A 19,486-nucleotide genomic window follows, 5' to 3' on the forward strand; every position below is an offset into this window, starting at 1 on the left:
GGTGCATACTTACATTAGTTTTCAAATTGCTACTTAGTTTGCGCCAAGATAGTTTTAGCAAGTTCCAACTTGCAGTGCAGAGATAAACATTCCAGCTGAGCACCGGAGCGCGAGAGTTTGGCCAGGCTGCTCAAAGCCTGGAATTAGCAGCCGAAGCACCTGCTTTGCATTGCATAGGTATATAAACAACAAGCGGCGTCGCTTTAGCAAATTAGTGTAATCGTATTGTTAATATTAATGCGCTTTTCATGGATAATCTTGCATTCAATTTAAACTGAAAGACCAGATTGATGCATTTATTCAGACAAATAATCACTACCCTGTTTTGTGCAAGCTTGCTTGTTGCATGTGGCGGCGGCGGCGGTGGCGGTGGCGGTGGTGGCGACAGTTCCAATAGTCCCAATAGCGGCGGGAATCCAGCCGGTGATTGGCTCACTTTTAACCCTTCGGTGATAGACATTTCCGTCTATGAAGGTGAAACAGTGCCGGTTACTGTAACAGGAACCTCGACTAAGACATTTTCCAAGACTTTTAACATTGCGATCGTAGACAGCGTTGGTGTAATTACTCCTACGGTCAACGTTTCCGCTATCACACCTATGCAATATCGGGTCAGTCTGAATAGCAATCCAGCGCTGAAACCTGGTGTCTATACCTCGAATATTCAGGTTCGCCTTTGCGAGGATGATCCTAAAGTTTGTAATACACCTTTCCCGGGTTCGCCATGGACCCTTCCTATGAAGCTTACTGTCAAGTCGAAAGCCGATGCAGCTCAGCGCATAAGCATTACAACAGGAAGTATCGACATTTCTGCAAATGAAGGTGATAGCCTTCCTATCCGCGTCGCTGCAAAATTAGGCAAGGATCTTCCGCCAGCTTTCAATATGGGGATTATCGATTTAAACGACCTCACGAATTCTTCGTCAGCGGTTGGCTTTCAATATAAGCCTGATCAGGAATATGGCGCTGACTTTGTGATCAAGCCAAATCTGGCTCCGGGAGCTTACTCGGGTCAGTTTGAAGTCAGGCTCTGCATTGATGATCCAAGATCGTGTAATCAGCCCTTAGCCGGTTCACCATGGTTAGTGCCGTATAAAATCAATGTCAAATCTAAAGCGGCCGGAATCGCCGTGAATATAACTTCCAGTCCGACAGTGCTTGACTTTGTCTACTACGAAGGAGAGACCATGCAGTTTAATATTACTGCTGAATCTCAGGCTGATACCGGTAAAGTTTTCAATGTTGGTATTTATGATTCGGGACGTAACTCGACGATTAAAAATATCAATAAACTGTCAAATACCAAGTCGGTAACCACACTTCAGACTAGCCCTAGTTTGAAGCCTGGTGTGTATAACAGCACACTGGAAATACGTACTTGTGCGGATGATCCTATTGATTGCAAATGGCCGTTTGCAGGATCACCAAAGCAGATTCCTTTGAAGATTACGGTACGTAGTAATACCAATTTGACGCCCTTAAAACCACTCCCTCAATTGTCAGGATGGAGCACATTTCAAGGAAATGCCGCACACACCAGTTATGTAGCTTCCAGCTTTTATGCAAGCAATTTCTTGCGGCGTTGGAGTTGGTCAACTTCTGCCAGTGAGTCAATATCGGATATCAGTATAGACAATGGAGTGCTTTTTCTCGAAAAGAGAAATTATGCGTCGGCTAATTCAAATCATGTACTTCTGGCCCTCAATGAGGTGAATGGGCAGGTACTGTGGAATTCTCCTATGGGTGTGCTCTCTAATGTCAATTCACCGGCAGCAGGAAACGGGAAAGTTTTCGTTACATCAACGGGGCATGGAGACACTTATTTTTGGGTCTTCGATCAGGTTAACGGTACTTTGCTCAATAAAATTCCTATGAGCTCGCAGTGGGAAACTTATTTTGCACCCACTATTTATGGTAATGAAGTATTTACCGAGAGTGGCTATTACGGTGGGATGAGTAAGTACAGTATTACTGATCAAAAAATGGCTTGGTCGGTTGGCCTTCCACAATACGATAAATGGACACCTGCGGTAGATGCTAATTATGCCTATTCTTATCTGGCAGGTAGTTTGCATGCAGTTAAAAAGACAGATGGGAGTATTGCCTATACCATTAAAAATCCCGACTATTCTTGGGCATTTTATGGGGGAGGGACTCCGGTTTTATCAGAAAAGAATATGGCGTATGTTGTTGCCAATGGATTGCAAGCATTTGATTTAAGTAAGCAAACGCGCGCCTGGAGTGTTACGGGAAACATCAGCGGTTATGCTGCTTATGCCAAGGACGTGGTGTATATTCTGAACTCGAATGGGACTGTGCTTGAAGCGCGCTCTGCGCAGAATGGCAGCTTGGCATGGGTCGCGAGTACACTCTCCTCTGATAATATGTCGCGCAATTTCAACACGATGGTAGTAACGGATAACCTGGTGTTTGTTAGCTCCAGCAGTTACACGATGGCCATTGATATGAATACCCGTAAAGTCGTGTGGGAACATCCTTTCGGTGGTTCTTTGGCTATTTCAGATCGTGGTGTTCTGTATATCAGAGGTAATACCCGTATCGATGCGATTAATCTGCAGTGAGATAGCTTCTGCACGCTGATTTTTCAGTCCGCACTACGATAAAAAATCGTATCGGCTTCAGCCTGGTAAACCGCTGAACAACAAATGGACGCTTCGCGCGTCGCTTGCATAACAGGCTCGTAAGGCACTCAGGTCTTACGAGTCTTTTTTATCCGCGTTTTATTTCAGCGTTTGAATAGCCAGATATGAAATTTTGCTGAAGAATCAGATGACGTGCGATCCATGCGATCAAACACAACTCCGACTATAAGGAAAAACGATGAAGATCGTCACCACTGAAAATGCGACTGAGGCCGAGCAGGCTGTGCTCAGGGAGGGCATAGTCCGTTTCAATCATGAAGCTGTGCCGGATCTGGAGCCTGAGAGTGCGGAGGTGCGTTTCTTTGTTTTGGCGCGTGATGAGCAGGATGCGGTAGCTGGAGGTATCCGTGCCAGCTGTTTTTGGAACACGCTGCATGTTGAGTTGCTTTGGTTGTCGCCCGCAAGCCGGGGTTCCGGGCTGGGGGCGCAATTGCTGCGCGCAGCGGAAGAAAAAGCGAAACAGCATGGAATGGAGCAGGCGCTGGTAATGACGACCAGCTGGCAGGCTAAGCCATTTTATGAAAAGCAAGGCTATACCTTGTTATCCAGCCTGGAAGGGATGCCTAAGGGGCATACTTCCTACACACTACAAAAGCGGCTTTGACTGCCACTGTCCTGATAATGCCGCCTGTGCATGATGCCAGGCGGGCTGATTGCTTCAGGTTTCGGCCCACATGCGTAGCAGGTTGTGATATTGCGCAGTCAGGCTTACAACTTCACTGCTGTCGCCAAGCTGAGCGCGCAGGCGCGTGATGTTTTGGTCCATGTCAAACAACATGCTGCGGCGTGCGTCGTCACGTATCATGCTCTGGCTCCAGAAAAAAGAGCAGACGCGGGTGCCACGTGTGACCGGCGTGACCTGATGCAGGCTGGTCGATGGATAGACGATCATGTCACCGGCCGGCAGTTTGACTTCATGGGTGCCATAGGTGTCGACTACCATCAGTTCACCGCCTTCATAGTCTTCCGGATCGGTCAGGAACAAGGTGGTGGAGACATCGGTGCGCAGGCTTTGGCCTGTGCCGGGTACCCGTCTGACCGCGCCGTCTACATGCAAGCCATAATGTTCACCACCTGAATAGGCATTGAACAGCGGTGGTACGATGTGTAAAGGCAGGGCAGCTGAAAAAAATACAGGATGGCGTTTGACGATGTCCAGCAATTCCTGACTCAGTTCCCGCGATACTGCAGAGTGTTCAGGTAATTGCCGGTTTTGTTTTACCTGCGCACCTTGTGCACCGACGGTTTCTTTTCCATCGACCCAGTCAGTGGCAGCCAGACGGCTGCGGAAACTGGCGACTTGTTCCGGTGTGAGTACACCAGGGATGTGTAGCATCATTTTCTAACTCCAAATAATCATGGCGGCTGATCATGTCGATCTGCTGATACGCGAGTTTCTCATCATGCAGCTTATACGCATTGCCGTCATGATGTTGCGTAAGCCAGCTTACTTTTTTTCTCTGATCCAGAAAAAAGCCCCTCCTGAGAGGGGCGTTAATTACAACAGAGTGGGGTATCAGAACTTCACATTCAGACCCAGGCTGATCGCACGTGGTGCGCCTGGTGTGTAACGATAGCCGCTCTTATTGATCGCAGCGACATAGACTTTGTCAGTCAGGTTGCTGATGTTGAGCTGCAGATCAATGTTCTTTGTGATTGCATAGCTGCTCATCGCATCAAATACCCAGTAAGACTCGGTCGAAGCCGGTGTGCCGATGGCGCCATCCGTGCCACGCAATAAGGCATCTACAAAACGTGCGCCGCCGCCGACTTTCCAGTCTTTATTGATCTGGTAAGAAGTCCATGCAGTGAATGTCTGCTTAGGGGCATAGGCCAGATTGTTTTCGCCATTCGCAGTGACTACCGGACCAGCTGCAACCTTAGTATTCATGCGGGCATAGCCTGCGCTGACCAGCCAGTCGCGGTTGATCGCGCCAGTCAGACCCAGTTCGATACCTTCTACACGTTTTTCACCCGTCTGGTAGTACATCAGATCAGACAGATTTTGTACTACTTCATTAGAAATCGTGGTGCGGTAAATCGCGGCAGTGAAGGACAGTTTTTCTTTCAGCAGATCCCATTTAGTGCCGATTTCCACGTTCTTGGTTTCCTGAGGATCGAACTTAGGATTCGCCGCGCTGCTCGCTGCAGTGCTCAGTGCAAAGTTGGAGCCACCTGGTGGTTGCTTGGACGTTGAGAACGAAGTGTAAACACTGCTGCTTTCCGTCGGCTTATACAATGCACCCAGTTTCCAGTTCAGCAAATTGCCGCTGGTGTTCAGGTTGGTCGGTACTAAAGTATTGACTGGCAGCGTAGGGTTAGAAGCCGCAGTGGATAAAGAAGCCGCTGTGTAATCGGTATTGTAGCGATCAACGCGCACGCCACCGTTAACTTGCCATTGTGGTGTGAACTTGATGGTGTCAAATACATAGGCGCTGACGGTGGTGGTTGCACCACGGCTGAATACGCCGTTTTTGACCAGATTCAGACCGCTGATGGCGTCAGCAGGATTTGGCTTGTACAGGTTGGCCGCCGGCAGAGTGCCGGTGCCATTGTAGCCCCAGGTATTTTGCTTCTCAGAAGTCAGTTCCACGCCACCCAGCAACGCATGCTGCAGGCCAGCCAGAGTCAGATCGGCCTGGATGTTGGTCTGGTTAGTCAGGATTTCGTTTTCCTGATCTTTCAGCGTGCGTATGCTGCGCGCCAGATTCCAGCCGGACAAATCGCTCGCACTTGGAGTCAGCAAGTTAGCCTTGGATCCCATGAATGCAGTCAGCAGATAATTTTGCGTGGTCTTACCGTAACGCGCAGTATTGATCAGTTTAACGTTCTGGGAGAAATCATGCTCGATGCGGCCAGTCAGCATATCAGCCTGAACTTTGTCGAAGTCGCTATTCGAGCCGTAGAAGTTTTTCGGATCGACTTTAGGCGCGTTGCTGATGTAAGGACGGCTAGTGTCCGGGCTGGTATAGCCAGGCAGACCGATGGTCGGTACGCCACCATCCGGGAGATTGTCTTGTTTTACGTGCAGGAAGTTGGCATAGAAACGTGTGTTGCCACCCAGACCCCAGGCCAGCGAAGGTGCCACTGCCCAGCGCTTGTTATTGACTTCATTACGGCCAGGAACGCCGCTATCCTGCACCATAGCATTCAGGCGGAAAGCAGAGCCGCTTTTTTCATCGAGTACCACGTTGGTATCTGCTGCTACGCGTTTCTGCGAGCCGCTGCCGAAAGTGGCGTTAACCGAAGTGATGTTATCCATTCTGGCTTGCTTGCTGCTCAGATTGATAGAGCCAGTCGGTGCGCTGCGGCCACTGTCGGTACCTGCATTGCCTTTTAAAACGTCGATTTGCTCGATATTAAACAGATCGCGCGAAATGGAGCCGAGGTCACGTACGCCATCAACATAGATGCTGCTGGACGTATCAAAGCCGCGCATGTAAATCGCATCACCAGTATTGGTGCTCCCGTTTTCGCCCAGGAAGAATGCGCCCACGCCCGGTGTATTGCGCAGTGCGTCAGTCAGCGTCAGTGCGCCTTGCTGGTCGATCAGTTCACGTTTAATGACCGAGATAGTTTGTGGCGTATCAACCAATGGCTGCGTGTATTTGGCAGAAGCCGCTTTTTCCGCCTTGAATTCGTTTTCGGCTTTGCCTTTCACTGTGACTTCAGGCAGTTTGTCCGCTGCATGGACTGCAACTGGTAACAGCAGCGCTGCCGCAATGGCTGCGCTCATGGTGTGTTGAATCGGGGAACTGGCGTGCTTGCGGCTCTTGATATGCGACATCGGAATTTCCAAAAGTAAGTTTAACCACAAAATACCTGTTGGCTTTTCCAGAGGGGAATGGCTGGTATTTCAAATTCAGCGGGGGATTGTAACGAACTTTATTGGAAATGTAAATGAGAATGATTGCTAGTTGCGATTAAGCGATGGTTTTGATTTTTGTGCTTTGCGCAGGATCAAAAAAAGGTGGCATAAGCCACCTTTTTCTTCACGCCATCACGCTTGCATGAGGTTTAGCGCATACGGCGCAAAGCGCTTGCGCAGTCTTTGATCAGTCCCGGGCCTTGATAAATCAGGCCGGAATACAGTTGCACCAGCGAGGCGCCAGCCTGCATCTTGGTGACTGCATCTTCTCCGGAAAAAATGCCGCCTACACCGATGATAGGCAATGCATCGCCCAGTTCAGCTTTTAAGGCGCGAATGACGCGATTGGAGGGTTCAAATACGGGTTTGCCTGACAATCCGCCTGCTTCTTCTGCGTGCTCCAGGCCTGATACTGCATCGCGGGTGATGGTAGTGTTGGTCGCAATCACGCCGTCGATGCGATGACGCAGCAGTGCATCGGCGATGGTCTTAATTTGCTCGGCATCGATATCCGGTGCGATCTTCAGGGCGACCGGCACATAGTGTTTATGCTGGTCAGCCAGACGTTGCTGCGCCTCTTTGAGCTGGGACAGCAGGCTGTCTAATTCGCCGGCGCCTTGCAGCTGGCGCAGGTTCTTGGTGTTGGGGGAAGAGATATTGACTGTTACGTAGCTGGCATAGGGATAGACTTTGCTCAGGCAATGCAGGTAATCGTCGGCTGCGCGCTCTATCGGCGTGTCGGCATTCTTGCCGATATTAAGGCCAAGTACGCCTTGTTTTTCCTGGAAAAAGCGTGAATTTTGCACATTGCGTACAAACGCATCCACGCCGCCATTGTTGAAGCCCATGCGGTTGATGATGGCTTCAGCTTTAGGCAGGCGAAACATGCGTGGCAACGGATTGCCAGGTTGGGCGCGTGGTGTGACCGTACCGATTTCTATCGAGCCAAATCCGAGTGACGCCAGTCCGTCTATATAAGCACCATCCTTATCCAGCCCGGCCGCCAGGCCAACAGGGTTAGGGAAGCGTATTCCCATCACCGTACGTGCATCTTCCTGCGGCTTGCCTATCAGGCTGGAGAGGCCCAGCTGATGCAGTTTTTGCAGGCTTGGTAAAGTGAAGTGGTGGGCTTTTTCCGGGTCCATAGAAAACAGGGCGGGCCGGATGAGGGAATATAAAAGGCTTTCGGACATAGTGTGCTTAAAAATAGCTAATAGCTGATAGAGAAAAACGATGGAGTATTGGTCTGGCTGAGAAAAGGCTTGCCATTATCCTTCGCAGGTGGCTGAAGTCAGGTGTGTAGTTCCTGCCATCTGCCATGCAATAGAGCGTCCAGAGGTTTGAAATTGGTTTTATAAGCCATTTTCGGGCTGGCGGCTATCCAGTAGCCAAGATAGACGTAATCTAATTGCAATTCCTGAGTCTGTCGGATTTGCCAGAGGATATTGTAAGTGCCGTAGGAGCAATTCGCATCATCCGGATCAAAAAAAGTATATACCGACGACAGGCCATCATTCAGTATGTCTATGATGCTGACCATTTTGAGTGTATTTTCGGCATCGCGAAATTCCACCAGGCGGGTGTTGACCCTGCTTTGCAGCAGAAATTGCGCATACTGGTCGCGGCTGTCCTGATCCATGCCGCCACCGGCGTGGCGTGATTGCTGGTAGCGTTGATACAGTTCGTAGTGCTCGGCTGAATACGCCAGGTTGGCCACATAGGCGCTCAGTCCGCTGTGCTTGTGCCAGGCACGGCGCTGGCTGCGGTTGAGTTTGAAATCATGAACCCGGACGCGAACCGGGGTGCAGGCCTGGCAGTTGTCACAGTGCGGCCTGTAAATGAAAATGCCGCTGCGCCGGAAGCCATTCCTGACCAGCTCTGCATAGGCATCGCTGTGGATCAGGTGGGCCGGTGTGGCAACTTGCGAGCGTGCCTGCACCCCCTCCAGATAACTGCAGGGATAAGGTGCCGTCGCATAAAACTGTATGCTCGTCAGCGGGAGTTCATGGAGTTGTGTCACTTGCTTCTGATTTCGGGTGCTTGCCAGTTCGTGATGGCGGGCTGTTCTGTTGCGATGCTGAGCCATTCCAGAAAAGCGCTTCTGCTGATGGGCCGGGCGCCCAGCGAGCTGAGATGCGCTGTTTCCTGTTGGCAGTCTATCATTTGCACGCCTTGCTCACGCAAAAAAAACACCAGTTGACTCAATGCGATTTTAGAAGCATCGGTGACGCGTGCAAACATGGACTCGCCATAAAACATTTTGCCGATGCAGACACCGTAAGCCCCGCCGACGAGTGTATTGTCCAGCCACAGTTCTGAGGAGTGCGCATAGCCTTTGCGGTGCAATTCGCCATAGCCTTGGATGATGTCTTCTGAGATCCATGTGCCATGTCCGTCTTTTCTGGGGGCGGCACAGGCACGCATGACTTCTTCAAATGCGCTGTCAAAACGGATTTCCCATGCAGGGTCATGACTGATTTTATTGAGCTTCTTGCGCAGGCTGTCTGATAGCTTGAAGTCGGCCGTCTTCAATACCATGCGCGGATCGGTAGACCACCATAAAATCGGCTGTCCTTCTGAAAACCAGGGGAAAATCCCGCTCCGGTAGGCAAGGAGCAGGCGTTCTGCAGACAGATCGGCACCGGCTGCCAACAGCCCGGCTGCACCCTGGGCCTCAGTCAGTGCGGTACTCACATCCGGGAAAGGGCTGTTTTGCTCCAGCCAGGGAATCACAGATCGCTCCGCATGGGTTTGAAAATATCATGCTCATGCAATTGGTAGCTGCCGCCTTGCGCGACCTGGCGCTGATTTTCAAAGAAAAATTTCAGTGTCTCGCTGACCGTTGGGAAGGCAATGTCTTGCCAGGGAATATCGGCTTCAGAAAACAACTGCACTTCCAGACTCTCAGTGCCTGGCTGAAAATCCAAATCCAGCAGGGTGGCGCGGTAGAACAGATGGACCTGATGTACATGTGGCACATTCAGGATGGAAAACAAATCATGCAGTCTGATATTGGCTCCGGCTTCTTTCCGGGTTTCGCGCTCGGCAGCGGCGCTGCTGGTTTCGCCGTTTTCCATAAAGCCCGCTGGCAAAGTCCAGTAGCCATATCTGGGTTCGATCGCGCGCTTGCATAATAAGACCTGCAGCCTCCCTTTTTCTTCCCACACCGGGATGGAGCCTACGACTAATTTTGGATTTTGATAGTGCACTGTATGGCAGGCAGGGCAAACAAAGCGTTCACGGTTATCGTCGGGTGGGATCTGTAACACAACAGGCGTCGCGCATTCGGAGCAGAATTTCATGGCTGAATTCGAATAGATAAGCAATGACCTGAGTGTACCACTGGCTTTGCCTGTGGTAATCAATGCGCATGCTTTCTTGTGGTGGGGTAGGTGCGGATATGGATTGTGCAGTGCATTACAGAGTAAGAATATCGCCGACTTAAGCAGAATTTGTGATGGGCATTGCGCGAAGCAGCAAAGTCGTGTATAGTTTCATTCTTCAGACGCGGGGTGGAGCAGTCTGGCAGCTCGTCGGGCTCATAACCCGAAGGTCGTAGGTTCAAATCCTGCCCCCGCAACCAAGATTCAAAAAAAGCCACGTTGTACGTGGCTTTTTTATTAGCTGCGTGATTGAAATTTTTTGATTGTCACCCGCATTCTGGACTACAATCTATTATCTACTGATTTTGCAGGGCTTGCATATTCAAGATATGCGTCTTAATTAGCCTCGATCTTTAGCCCCGATCTGCCCTGAGAATGGGTGAAGCCAGCGAAGTGCTTGGTAATACGTAATGGTGAGTGATGGAATCCCGTCCTGCCATGTGACATCAATATAAACCCGTGTAATAGATTGCATGAATACTGCTGAGGCAAAACGAGTCCTCGAAACGGCTTTATTGTGCGCGCCTGAGCCTTTGACGGTTAGCGCCATGAAAAAACTGTTTCAGGAGACGGATGATCAGGCTGATGTAATTGGTGCTGATACGATCAGGACGATGCTGGAAGATTTGCGTCGCGACTGGACAGATAAGGGAATAGAGCTGGTTGCCTTGTCGACTGGCTGGCGCTTTCAGAGTCGTCCTGAGATGCGTGCATATATAGACAGGCTCAATCCTGAAAAGCCTCCAAAATATTCCCGGGCTACGCTGGAAACTCTGGCGATTATTGCTTACAGGCAGCCGGTGACGCGTGGTGATATCGAAGAAATCCGCGGTGTGACTGTGTCGTCACAAATGATTAAAACGCTGGAGGATCGAGGTTGGATCGAGACTATCGGTCATAGGGATGTGCCTGGTCGCCCTGCCTTATTTGCGACCACTAAACATTTTCTGAGTGATCTGGGCCTGGGTTCTCTCGATCAGTTGCCGCCTCTGCAGCAGATTAGTAAAGAGCAGGTGGCGCCGGAGTCGGGTACTGAAGATTTGCTGGCATTGGCGACCGATGCTGTGGCTGATATTGAGTCCGGTCAGGCGGATGGGGTGCAGGTAGTGCTCGCTCAGGCCGGGCCGGATGATGCAGGTGAGCCGGGGCTTGCTTTGCCTGTCGAAGAATCGAAGGCTGAAAAATTAGAATTTGAAGAATTAGTAGCTGAAGAATTAGAGGTTGCGCCGGCGTCAGTCGCGTTGCCTCAGGTAACAGAGCAGGTCGCTGAATCGCATCAGCAGCCTTTAGTAGAATTAGAAATAGAATTAGAAGATAAATCCAATGAATTCTGAAGATATGGGCGCAGATCGCGCGCAAGATAATGATCAGCCTGCTGCCGAAGGTGGCAGACCTGCCAAGCGCGGTGTGCGTGGTCCACGCAATATGCGCAGAAATAGCCGCCTACGTGCTGAGGCTGGTGAGCAGCAGGCGGTGGTGGCTGGTGCTGAGGCGAATGAGTCGTTTGCGAAGCCTGCGGTGCCGCGTAAGCGTCAGCCACGCAACGAGGCGGGTGTTGATGCTGGTGCCGGTGCGGCAAGAAAAGAACGCACTCCGCGCGATGCCGCGGCGCGCAATAAGCCAGCTGCTAAGCAAGGACGTGCGCCTCAGGTTCGTGGTGGCCGACGTGATGCAAATGCACCGGATGATGTGTTTTCTTTCGTGACTTCAGATGCGTATGATGCCATTGATGATGCAGGTGCTAAAGGGCGCGGGCGTCAGCAAAAGGCGGTGCGTCGCGATCTGACGGCGGATGATGATGCGCCTAAATTGCATAAGGTGCTGGCGGAAGCGGGTCTGGGTTCGCGCCGTGATATGGAAGAATTGATTGTTGCGGGCCGTGTGTCCGTCAATGGTGAGCCGGCGCATATCGGTCAGCGTATTCTGCCGACGGATCAGGTGCGTATCAATGGCAAGCCGATTATGCGCAAGATTACGAAAAAACCACCGCGCGTGCTGATTTACCATAAACCTGCCGGTGAAATCGTGAGTACCAATGATCCCGAGGGGCGTCCATCGGTATTTGCCAGTTTGCCTACTATGAAGATGGGCAAGTGGCTGGCAGTGGGTCGTCTCGATTTTAATACAGAAGGTTTGTTGTTGTTCACGACTTCCGGAGATCTGGCGAATCGCCTGATGCATCCGCGTTACGGTATTGAGCGCGAGTATGCGGTCCGTACCCTGGGTGAGTTGGAAGAGGGTATGCGTCAGCGTTTGCTGGCGGGTGTGGAGCTCGAAGATGGTATGGCGCAATTCTCTAAAATCGCCGATGGCGGTGGTGAGGGTGTAAATAAGTGGTATCGCGTGATTATTGGTGAAGGCCGTAACCGTGAAGTGCGCCGTATGTTCGAGGCGGTTGGCCTGACTGTGTCACGCCTGATCCGTACCCGTTATGGTGCGATGACTTTGCCGGCGAATCTGAAGCGTGGCCGTTGGGAAGAGTTGGAAGAAGATGCGGTGCGCAGCCTGCTCAAGCTCAGTGGTCTGGAAAAAACTGCTTCAGATAAGCCTGCGCAAAAATCGCAGTACGCGCAGAAGCCGATATCCAATAAATCTGCAGTGCCATCTTTTGCGCAGCGCCAGCCAAGCCTGCCTATGAGTTCGGGTCGCCCTGAAATGGGTCAGGGTCGTGCTGCTAACGGCAATAAAATGAATTCCGGAGGCAAGGCGTCCGGCGGTAAAAAACGTCAGCCCGATCCTTTGCAAACTGCCTTGGGTTATCCGGATGTTGCGCCGCAGCGTCGTGGTCCGACCGCGCGTGGTAGCGGGCAGGCGATAGGGCAGGGAATTGCGGCTCGCCGTCGTTCGCGTGGTGCCTGAGATTGCGCTTGGATGCGTGTCTGAATTGTGTTTGTTTGCCCCTGTTTTCCATTGCGACAGGGTAAATAATCGTTTATAATCTGGTAGTTAGCAGATTATGCCTAAAGTTGTAAAGTTCAGGCGCTAAAAAAGATGGGCAGTTGCCCATTTTTTTTTGGTTTTACCGCTTGCTTGCCTGAATTTTCTGCTGTGTTGGCTTATGTGAATCGGAGAATAGTTTGGTTTTATTGGAATTGATAGAGAAGACCGTCAATGGTACCGGATATGATCTGGTGGACTTTGAGCAGGCCGAGCGTGGCTTGTTCAGAGTGTACATTGATTTTTTGCAGGCAGATTGGGATAAAGGCAATATCACAGTAGAAGACTGTGAAAAGGTCAGTCACCAGTTGTCGCATGTGCTGATGGTTGAGAATGTTAATTACAGTCGCCTGGAAACTTCGTCTCCCGGTATGGATCGCCCATTGAAAAAGCTGAGCGACTACGTGCGCTTTGCGGGTTGTAAAGCGACCATCAAGTTGCGTATGCCTATGCCGGGAACGCCGAATCGTAAAACCTTTGAAGGGGTTTTGCATGAGCCTGAAGGCGATAATCTGAAGCTGGAATTTGAAGTAAAAGATGGGTCGGCCATGCTGGAGTTTACGCTCGCCGATGTGGATAAGGCACGTCTGGTGCCGCAAGTGGATTTTAGGAGTCGCAAAGCATGAGTCGTGATTTGTTGTTATTAGTGGATGTGCTGGCGCGTGAAAAAAACGTCGATGAAGAAGTGGTCTTCGGTGCGTTGGAGCATGCACTGGCTCAGGCGACAAAAAAACGTTTTCCCGGCGAAGTAGATATTCGCGTTGAAATTGATCGCGACACAGGCGAGTTCCGTTCTTTCCGCCGCTGGCATGTGGTGCCGGATGAAGCCGGTTTGCAATTGCCTGATCAGGAAATTCTGCATTTCGAAGCCGTCGAAGATGATGCGGATATTCAGGTTGGTGATTACATCGAAGAAGAAATTGAATCGGTTGATTTTGGCCGTCGTTTTGCACAGGATACCAAGCAGGTTGTACTGCAGCGTATTCGTGATGCTGAGCGTGAACAGATTCTGGCTGACTTCCTGGCGCGTGGTGACTCCCTGGTGACAGGTACCATCAAGCGTATGGAGCGTGGCGATGCCGTGGTTGAGTCCGGTAAAGTGGAAGCCCGTCTGCCGCGTGATCAGATGATCCCGAAAGAAAATCTGCGTGTCGGCGACCGCGTCCGTGCTTACATTCTGCGTATTGATCGCAATGCACGTGGCCCACAGGTTATCCTGTCCCGTACTGCGCCAGAATTCATCATGAAGCTGTTTGAACTGGAAGTGCCTGAGATTGAGCAAGGCTCTCTGGTGATTAAATCAGCAGCACGTGATCCTGGTGTGCGCGCAAAAATCGCGGTACACACCAGCGATAAGCGTATCGATCCTATCGGTACCTGTGTAGGTATGCGCGGTTCCCGCGTCCAGGCCGTGACTGGCGAACTCGGCGGCGAGCGCGTAGATATCGTGCTGTGGTCGGAAGATCCTGCTCAGTTCGTGATCGGTGCTCTGGCTCCGGCCAATGTTTCTTCCATCATGGTGGATGAAGAGAAGCATGGTATGGACGTTGTTGTTGACGAAGAAAACCTCGCGATCGCAATCGGCCGCAGTGGTCAGAACGTACGTCTGGCAGCTGAGCTGACTGGCTGGCAAATCAATATCATGACTGCAGAAGAATCCGCCAGCAAAGCTGAGCAGGAAACTGCAGGTATCCGTGCCCTGTTTATGGAAAAACTGGACGTGGATCAGGAAGTGGCTGAAATCCTGGTGGATGAAGGCTTCTCCAGTCTCGAAGAAATCGCTTACGTACCAATCAGCGAAATGCTGGAAATCGAAGCATTCGACGAAGACACTGTCAATGAATTGCGTAACCGTGCGCGCGATGCCCTGTTGACTGAAGCGATCGCTTCGGAAGAAGGTCTGGAAGGCATGGAAGATCAATTGATCAACCTCGAAGGTATGACCCGCGTGACTGCTGGCAAACTGGGTTTGGCTGGTATTAAAACGCTGGCAGCTTTTGCTGCTCTGGCATACGACGAATTTGGCGCGATCCTGGCATTATCTGCCGACCGTTCCCGCCATTTGATTAAAGAAGCATTTGAAGATGTGACCGATGATGAGATGAAACTCATCGACGCTAAATATGATGATCAGGCCAAAGCTGTATTAGCGACCGCCTGGAAACTCGTAGAAGCTAAGTAATTCACGGGTTTCAAATTCATAACGCGCACATAGAAAAAGAGGACTGAATGGCGAGTAACAACGTTGCCCAATTTGCCACCGAGCTGAAAATGTCAGCGGATTTACTGCTCACGCAATTGCGTGCAGCAGGCGTGGATAAAAATTCCACGTCGGATTCGTTGACCAAAGAAGATAAGGACCGACTGCTGGATCACCTGCGTCGTTCCCACGGATCTTCTGTTGACACTGAAAAGAAAAAGATCACCTTGACTCGTAAAGAGACAACTGAGATCAAACAGGCGGATGCTACGGGCAAATCTCGCACCATTCAGGTCGAAGTTCGTAAGAAGCGTACTTTTGTAAAACGCGATGAGGTTGCAGCAGACGAAGCGCCTGCTCCGGTGGTTGATGCGGAAGAAATGGCGCGTCGCGAAGAAGAAGCCCGCCGTGAGGCTGAGCTGATCGCGCGTCAGGAAGCTGAGCTGATCGAGAAGCAGGAGCGCCTGGCTAAGCTGGAAGCTGAAAAAGAAGCTCAGGCCCAGGCTATGCGTGAAGCGGCTGAAGCGGAAGCGAAAAAAGCTGAGGCTGAACGCCTGAAAGCTGAACAGGCTGCTGCTGCCGCAGCCGTTGCTGCAGTAAAAACAGCAGAAGTGAAGCCGACTGCCAACGACGACGAAAAGAAACGTCTGGAAGCAGAAGAAGCGAAGAAAAAAGCAGCAAATGACGCCAAGGAAGCAGCCGAACGTGCTGCTGCCACAGAGCGTGCCCGTAAAGCGGTGGCTGACGAAGTAGCGCAGATCAAAGAAATGATGAATGCCGCGCGTCGTCCTAAGCCAGTTGCTCCGGCACCAGCGCCTGCACCGAAAGTGGCAGAGGGCACGTTGCATAAACCAACGGATAAAAAACTGGCCGATAAAAAGCCAGCGCCTGCGGCTGAAAAGAAAGATGACAAAAAACCGGCAACAACCGATAAGAAGGCAATTAAATCTGCCAACGTATCATCGACCTGGCAGGATGAATCATCCAAAAAACGCAGCGGTGGCTTGAAAACCCGTGGTGATACTTCGGGTGGTCGCGATGGCTGGAAAGGCGGTCCTAAAGGTCGTCGTAACCATCATCATGATGATCAGCGCGAATCGAATTTCCAGGTTCCGGTTGAAGCCGTTGTAAAAGAGATTTTTGTACCAGAAACACTGACCGTAGCTGAACTCGCGCATAAGATGGCGGTGAAGGCCTCTGAAGTCATTAAGCAATTGATGAAACTGGGTCAGATGTGCACCATTAACCAGGTGCTGGATCAGGAAACAGCGATGATTCTGGTCGAGGAAATGGGTCACAAAGCATTTGCTGCCAAGATCGATGATCCGGAAGCGATGCTGACAGACGTGGCGGAACATGCGCAGTACGAAGCATTCCCGCGCGCACCTGTGGTGACTGTGATGGGTCACGTTGATCACGGTAAAACTTCCTTGCTGGATTACATCCGTCGCGCCAAAGTCGCGTCCGGTGAAGCCGGTGGTATTACCCAGCATATCGGTGCTTATCACGTTGAAACACCACGTGGCATGATTACCTTCCTCGATACACCAGGTCACGAAGCGTTTACCGCAATGCGTGCACGTGGTGCAAAGGCAACTGACATCGTTATTCTGGTGGTGGCAGCTGATGACGGCGTGATGCCACAAACGAAAGAAGCGATTTCCCATGCTAAGGCAGCGGGCGTTCCTTTGGTTGTAGCGATTAATAAGATTGATAAGCCTGGTGGTAATGCGGATCGCGTTACTCAGGAACTGGTCGCTGAAAGCGTCGTGCCGGAAGAATACGGTGGTGATTCTCCTTTCGTTCCTGTTTCTGCAAAAACCGGTCAGGGCATCGATGCACTGCTGGAGCATGTATTGCTGCAGGCTGAAGTGATGGAATTGCGTGCGCCGAAAGATGCGCCGGCTAAAGGTCTGGTGGTTGAATCCCGTCTGGATAAAGGTCGCGGTACCGTGGCAACTATCCTGGTACAGTCCGGTACGCTCAAGCGTGGTGACGTGGTATTGGCTGGTTCTTCGTATGGCCGTGTACGCGCTATGCTGGACGAAAACGGTAAGAGTATCAGCGAAGCCGGCCCTTCTATTCCGGTAGAAATCCAGGGTCTGACGGAAGTGCCGTCCGCTGGTGAAGAAGTTATGGTCATGGCCGATGAACGTAAAGCACGTGAAATCGCGCTGTTCCGTCAAGGTAAATTCCGTGACGTGAAACTGGCTAAACAGCAAGCTGCCAAGCTGGAAAATATGTTTGAAAATATGGGCGAGGGTGAAGTCAAAAACCTGCCTGTTATTATCAAAACAGACGTTCAGGGTTCGCAGGAAGCGTTGGTTCAGTCTCTGGTTAAATTGTCTAACAGCGAAGTGCGCGTGCAGGTTGTGCATGCAGCGGTGGGTGGCATTTCTGAATCCGACGTCAATCTGGCAGTGGCTTCGAAAGCAGTTATCATCGGCTTTAACACCCGTGCTGACGCGTCTGCGCGTAAGCTGGCAGAGTCGAATGGCGTCGATATCCGTTACTACAACATCATTTACGATGCGGTCGATGAAGTTAAAGCAGCCTTGTCCGGCATGCTGGCTCCAGAGAAGCGTGAGCAAGTGATCGGTATGGTAGAGATCCGTCAGGTATTCATGGTCAGCAAAGTCGGCGCGATTGCGGGCTGTCTGGTGACCGACGGTATGGTTAAACGTACTTCTTCTGTCCGTCTGCTGCGTAATAACGTAGTCACCTGGACAGGCGAGCTCGACTCTCTGAAGCGTTATAAAGATGACGCGAAAGAAGTTAAAGCCGGTATGGAGTGCGGCTTGTCCCTGAAAGGCTACAACGAGATTCAGGTTGGCGACTCACTCGAAATATTTGAAGTTCAAGAGATAGCACGTACGCTCTAAACACTTCGGCCCCGGACTCGTTCCGGGGTTCTCGTTTTATGGCGTAGAAAAGAATTTATGGCAAAACATAGTAAAAATATTCCGGGTCGTGGTCTGCGTGTCGCAGATCAGATCCAAAAAGATCTGGCGGAAATCATCTGGTCAGAATTAAAAGATCCACGTGTCGGCATGATCACCCTGACCGAAGTCCAGCTCACGCCTGACTACGCGCATGCGAAAGTGTATTTCACCACGCTGGCGGATGATGCGGAAGCGATCAAGGCGACCCAGCAAGGCTTATCCAAGGCTGCCGGTTTCCTGCGTAATCAACTGGGTCTGCGCTTGCGCATCCACACTTTGCCGCAACTGCATTTTGTGCACGACACCTCCACCATCCGTGGCATGGCGATGTCTAAGCTGATTGATGAAGCGATCGCGACCCGTGTTCAGGACGAAGAAGAATAAAGCCAGTCCGGTTTTTCCAGATTACTTATGACGAATCCCCCCAAAAAACGCACGCGCTTGCCAGTGCATGGCGTGCTTTTGCTCGATAAACCCGTTGGCTTTTCCAGTAATGATGCGCTGATTAAAACCAAGCGCCTGCTGAATGCGATCAAGGCCGGGCATACCGGTACCCTCGATCCGTTTGCAACTGGCTTGCTGCCGCTGTGCTTTGGTGAGGCGACCAAGTTTTCTCAGGATTTGCTGGAAGCGGATAAAACCTATACCACCGTGGTCCATCTGGGTATCACCACGACCACCGGTGATACCGAAGGTGAGCAGCTGGAGCAGCGCGCGGTCGATGTCAGTATCGAACAGATACAGGCTGTGCTGGCGCAATTTACCGGCCCTATACAGCAAGTGCCGCCCATGTATTCCGCGCTTAAGCGTGACGGCAAACCCTTGTATGAATATGCACGTGCCGGTGTGACGCTGGAGCGTGAAGCACGTGCCGTGGTGATCCATGAGTTGGAATTGCTCGATTACAGCGCGCCCATGCTGACTCTGCGCGTCAAATGCAGCAAGGGTACCTATGTGCGGGTGTTGGGTGAAGATATCGGTGCGGCACTGGGCTGTGGTGCGCATTTGCAGGCTTTGCGCAGGATACAGGTTGGTCATTTGCAGCTGGAAAAATCGATCACGATAGAGTCAATCGAGGCAATGCCGGAAGCGGCGCGCCTTGAGTTGCTCGACCCGGTCGACGCCTTACTGTCCAGTTTTCCATCTATCACGCTGGATGAGGAGCTGTCTGTCCGTTTCCTGCACGGTCAGCGGCTGGCACTCGCCAAGCTGATGCCGGACTTGCCCGCCACGCCAGGCCGGGTACGCGTGTACCGCGCCTCTGACCGCCAATTGCTGGGCTCTGCGCAGTTGCAGGAATTCGGCATTCTGGCACCAGAGCGGCTAATACAAACCGGTACGCATTAAGCCGCTGTATAGCCGGTGTTTCCGGCTGTTCGGCGGTGCTTAGTTTTATTGAAGTTAAATTGTCATCGTACGGTAGCAACTCCTTGAAATAATAGGAGTTTCCTGCTTTTGCGTTGCAGCATGTTATAATCTCAGGTTATCCGATT

General features: G+C 51.3%; 15 protein-coding genes and 1 tRNA gene. 10 read left to right on the top strand and 6 right to left on the bottom strand.

From position 1 onward, the window contains the following. Positions 1-290: 290 nt before the first annotated feature. Both EYB48_RS09755 and EYB48_RS09760 read left to right on the top strand, forming a co-directional pair. Entirely contained in the window at positions 291-2,582 is a 2,292-nt protein-coding gene (locus tag EYB48_RS09755; protein WP_162020145.1) for an outer membrane protein assembly factor BamB family protein, read from the top strand. A gap of 259 nt (positions 2,583-2,841) precedes the next feature. Next, a complete protein-coding gene (locus EYB48_RS09760) occupies positions 2,842-3,267 on the top strand; it encodes a GNAT family N-acetyltransferase (RefSeq protein ID WP_162020146.1) in 426 nt (141 codons plus the stop codon). A gap of 54 nt (positions 3,268-3,321) precedes the next feature. On the opposite strand, the gene EYB48_RS09765 is transcribed toward EYB48_RS09760, so the two are convergent. From EYB48_RS09765 to EYB48_RS09790, 6 genes are all read right to left on the bottom strand, one after another. Then, a complete protein-coding gene (locus EYB48_RS09765; protein ID WP_162020147.1) occupies positions 3,322-4,002 on the bottom strand; it encodes a Fe2+-dependent dioxygenase in 681 nt (226 codons plus the stop codon). Between the two features lie 177 nt (positions 4,003-4,179). Then, positions 4,180-6,450 carry a catecholate siderophore receptor Fiu gene (locus EYB48_RS09770; protein ID WP_162020148.1) on the bottom strand — a complete coding sequence of 757 codons (2,271 nt, stop codon included), beginning with the start codon at positions 6,448-6,450 and terminating at the stop codon, positions 4,180-4,182. 230 nt (positions 6,451-6,680) lie between these two features. Beyond that, entirely contained in the window at positions 6,681-7,724 is a 1,044-nt protein-coding gene (locus EYB48_RS09775; protein ID WP_162020149.1) for a quinone-dependent dihydroorotate dehydrogenase, read from the bottom strand. Between the two features lie 98 nt (positions 7,725-7,822). Continuing rightward, positions 7,823-8,551, bottom strand: a complete 729-nt coding sequence (locus tag EYB48_RS09780; RefSeq protein ID WP_162020150.1) for an arginyltransferase — start codon at positions 8,549-8,551, stop codon at positions 7,823-7,825. Further along, entirely contained in the window at positions 8,548-9,264 is a 717-nt protein-coding gene (aat, locus tag EYB48_RS09785; protein WP_162020151.1) for a leucyl/phenylalanyl-tRNA--protein transferase, read from the bottom strand. Before aat ends, EYB48_RS09780 begins: the two co-directional genes overlap by 4 nt. Beyond that, entirely contained in the window at positions 9,261-9,833 is a 573-nt protein-coding gene (locus EYB48_RS09790; RefSeq protein ID WP_162020152.1) for an NUDIX hydrolase, read from the bottom strand. Before EYB48_RS09790 ends, aat begins: the two co-directional genes overlap by 4 nt. A 204-nt stretch (positions 9,834-10,037) precedes the next feature. Between EYB48_RS09790 and EYB48_RS09795 the strand changes: the two genes are divergently transcribed. The 8 genes from EYB48_RS09795 to truB all read left to right on the top strand — a co-directional run bounded on the left by EYB48_RS09795 (position 10,038) and on the right by truB (position 19,340). Continuing rightward, positions 10,038-10,114: transfer RNA gene (locus tag EYB48_RS09795), tRNA-Met, on the top strand. A 273-nt stretch (positions 10,115-10,387) separates the two neighbouring features. Further along, entirely contained in the window at positions 10,388-11,248 is an 861-nt protein-coding gene (gene scpB, locus EYB48_RS09800) for an SMC-Scp complex subunit ScpB (RefSeq protein WP_162020153.1), read from the top strand. Continuing rightward, positions 11,238-12,773: a pseudouridine synthase gene (locus EYB48_RS09805; protein WP_162020154.1), complete on the top strand. Its 1,536-nt coding sequence runs from the start codon at positions 11,238-11,240 to the stop codon at positions 12,771-12,773. The genes scpB and EYB48_RS09805 overlap by 11 nt, the downstream gene beginning before the upstream one ends. Before the next feature lie 218 nt (positions 12,774-12,991). Further along, the gene (gene rimP, locus EYB48_RS09810; RefSeq protein ID WP_162020155.1) at positions 12,992-13,477 is read left to right on the top strand and encodes a ribosome maturation factor RimP; all 486 of its coding nucleotides are present in this window, start codon (positions 12,992-12,994) and stop codon (positions 13,475-13,477) included. Then, entirely contained in the window at positions 13,474-15,033 is a 1,560-nt protein-coding gene (gene nusA, locus EYB48_RS09815; protein WP_162020156.1) for a transcription termination factor NusA, read from the top strand. Before rimP ends, nusA begins: the two co-directional genes overlap by 4 nt. Before the next feature lie 47 nt (positions 15,034-15,080). Further along, positions 15,081-17,933, top strand: coding sequence for a translation initiation factor IF-2 (gene infB / locus EYB48_RS09820; protein ID WP_162020157.1), 2,853 nt, complete (start codon positions 15,081-15,083; stop codon positions 17,931-17,933). A gap of 57 nt (positions 17,934-17,990) precedes the next feature. Further along, complete coding sequence (gene rbfA, locus EYB48_RS09825) at positions 17,991-18,377, top strand: 30S ribosome-binding factor RbfA (RefSeq protein ID WP_162020158.1); 387 nt, start codon at positions 17,991-17,993, stop codon at positions 18,375-18,377. Positions 18,378-18,404: 27 nt separating this feature from the next. Further along, positions 18,405-19,340, top strand: a complete 936-nt coding sequence (gene truB / locus EYB48_RS09830) for a tRNA pseudouridine(55) synthase TruB (RefSeq protein WP_162020159.1) — start codon at positions 18,405-18,407, stop codon at positions 19,338-19,340. Positions 19,341-19,486 lie beyond the last annotated feature (146 nt).

It is taken from the genome of Cognatundibacterium crateris, from assembly GCF_010078235.1.
GTDB lineage: Bacteria > Pseudomonadota > Gammaproteobacteria > Burkholderiales > Burkholderiaceae_D > Undibacterium > Undibacterium crateris.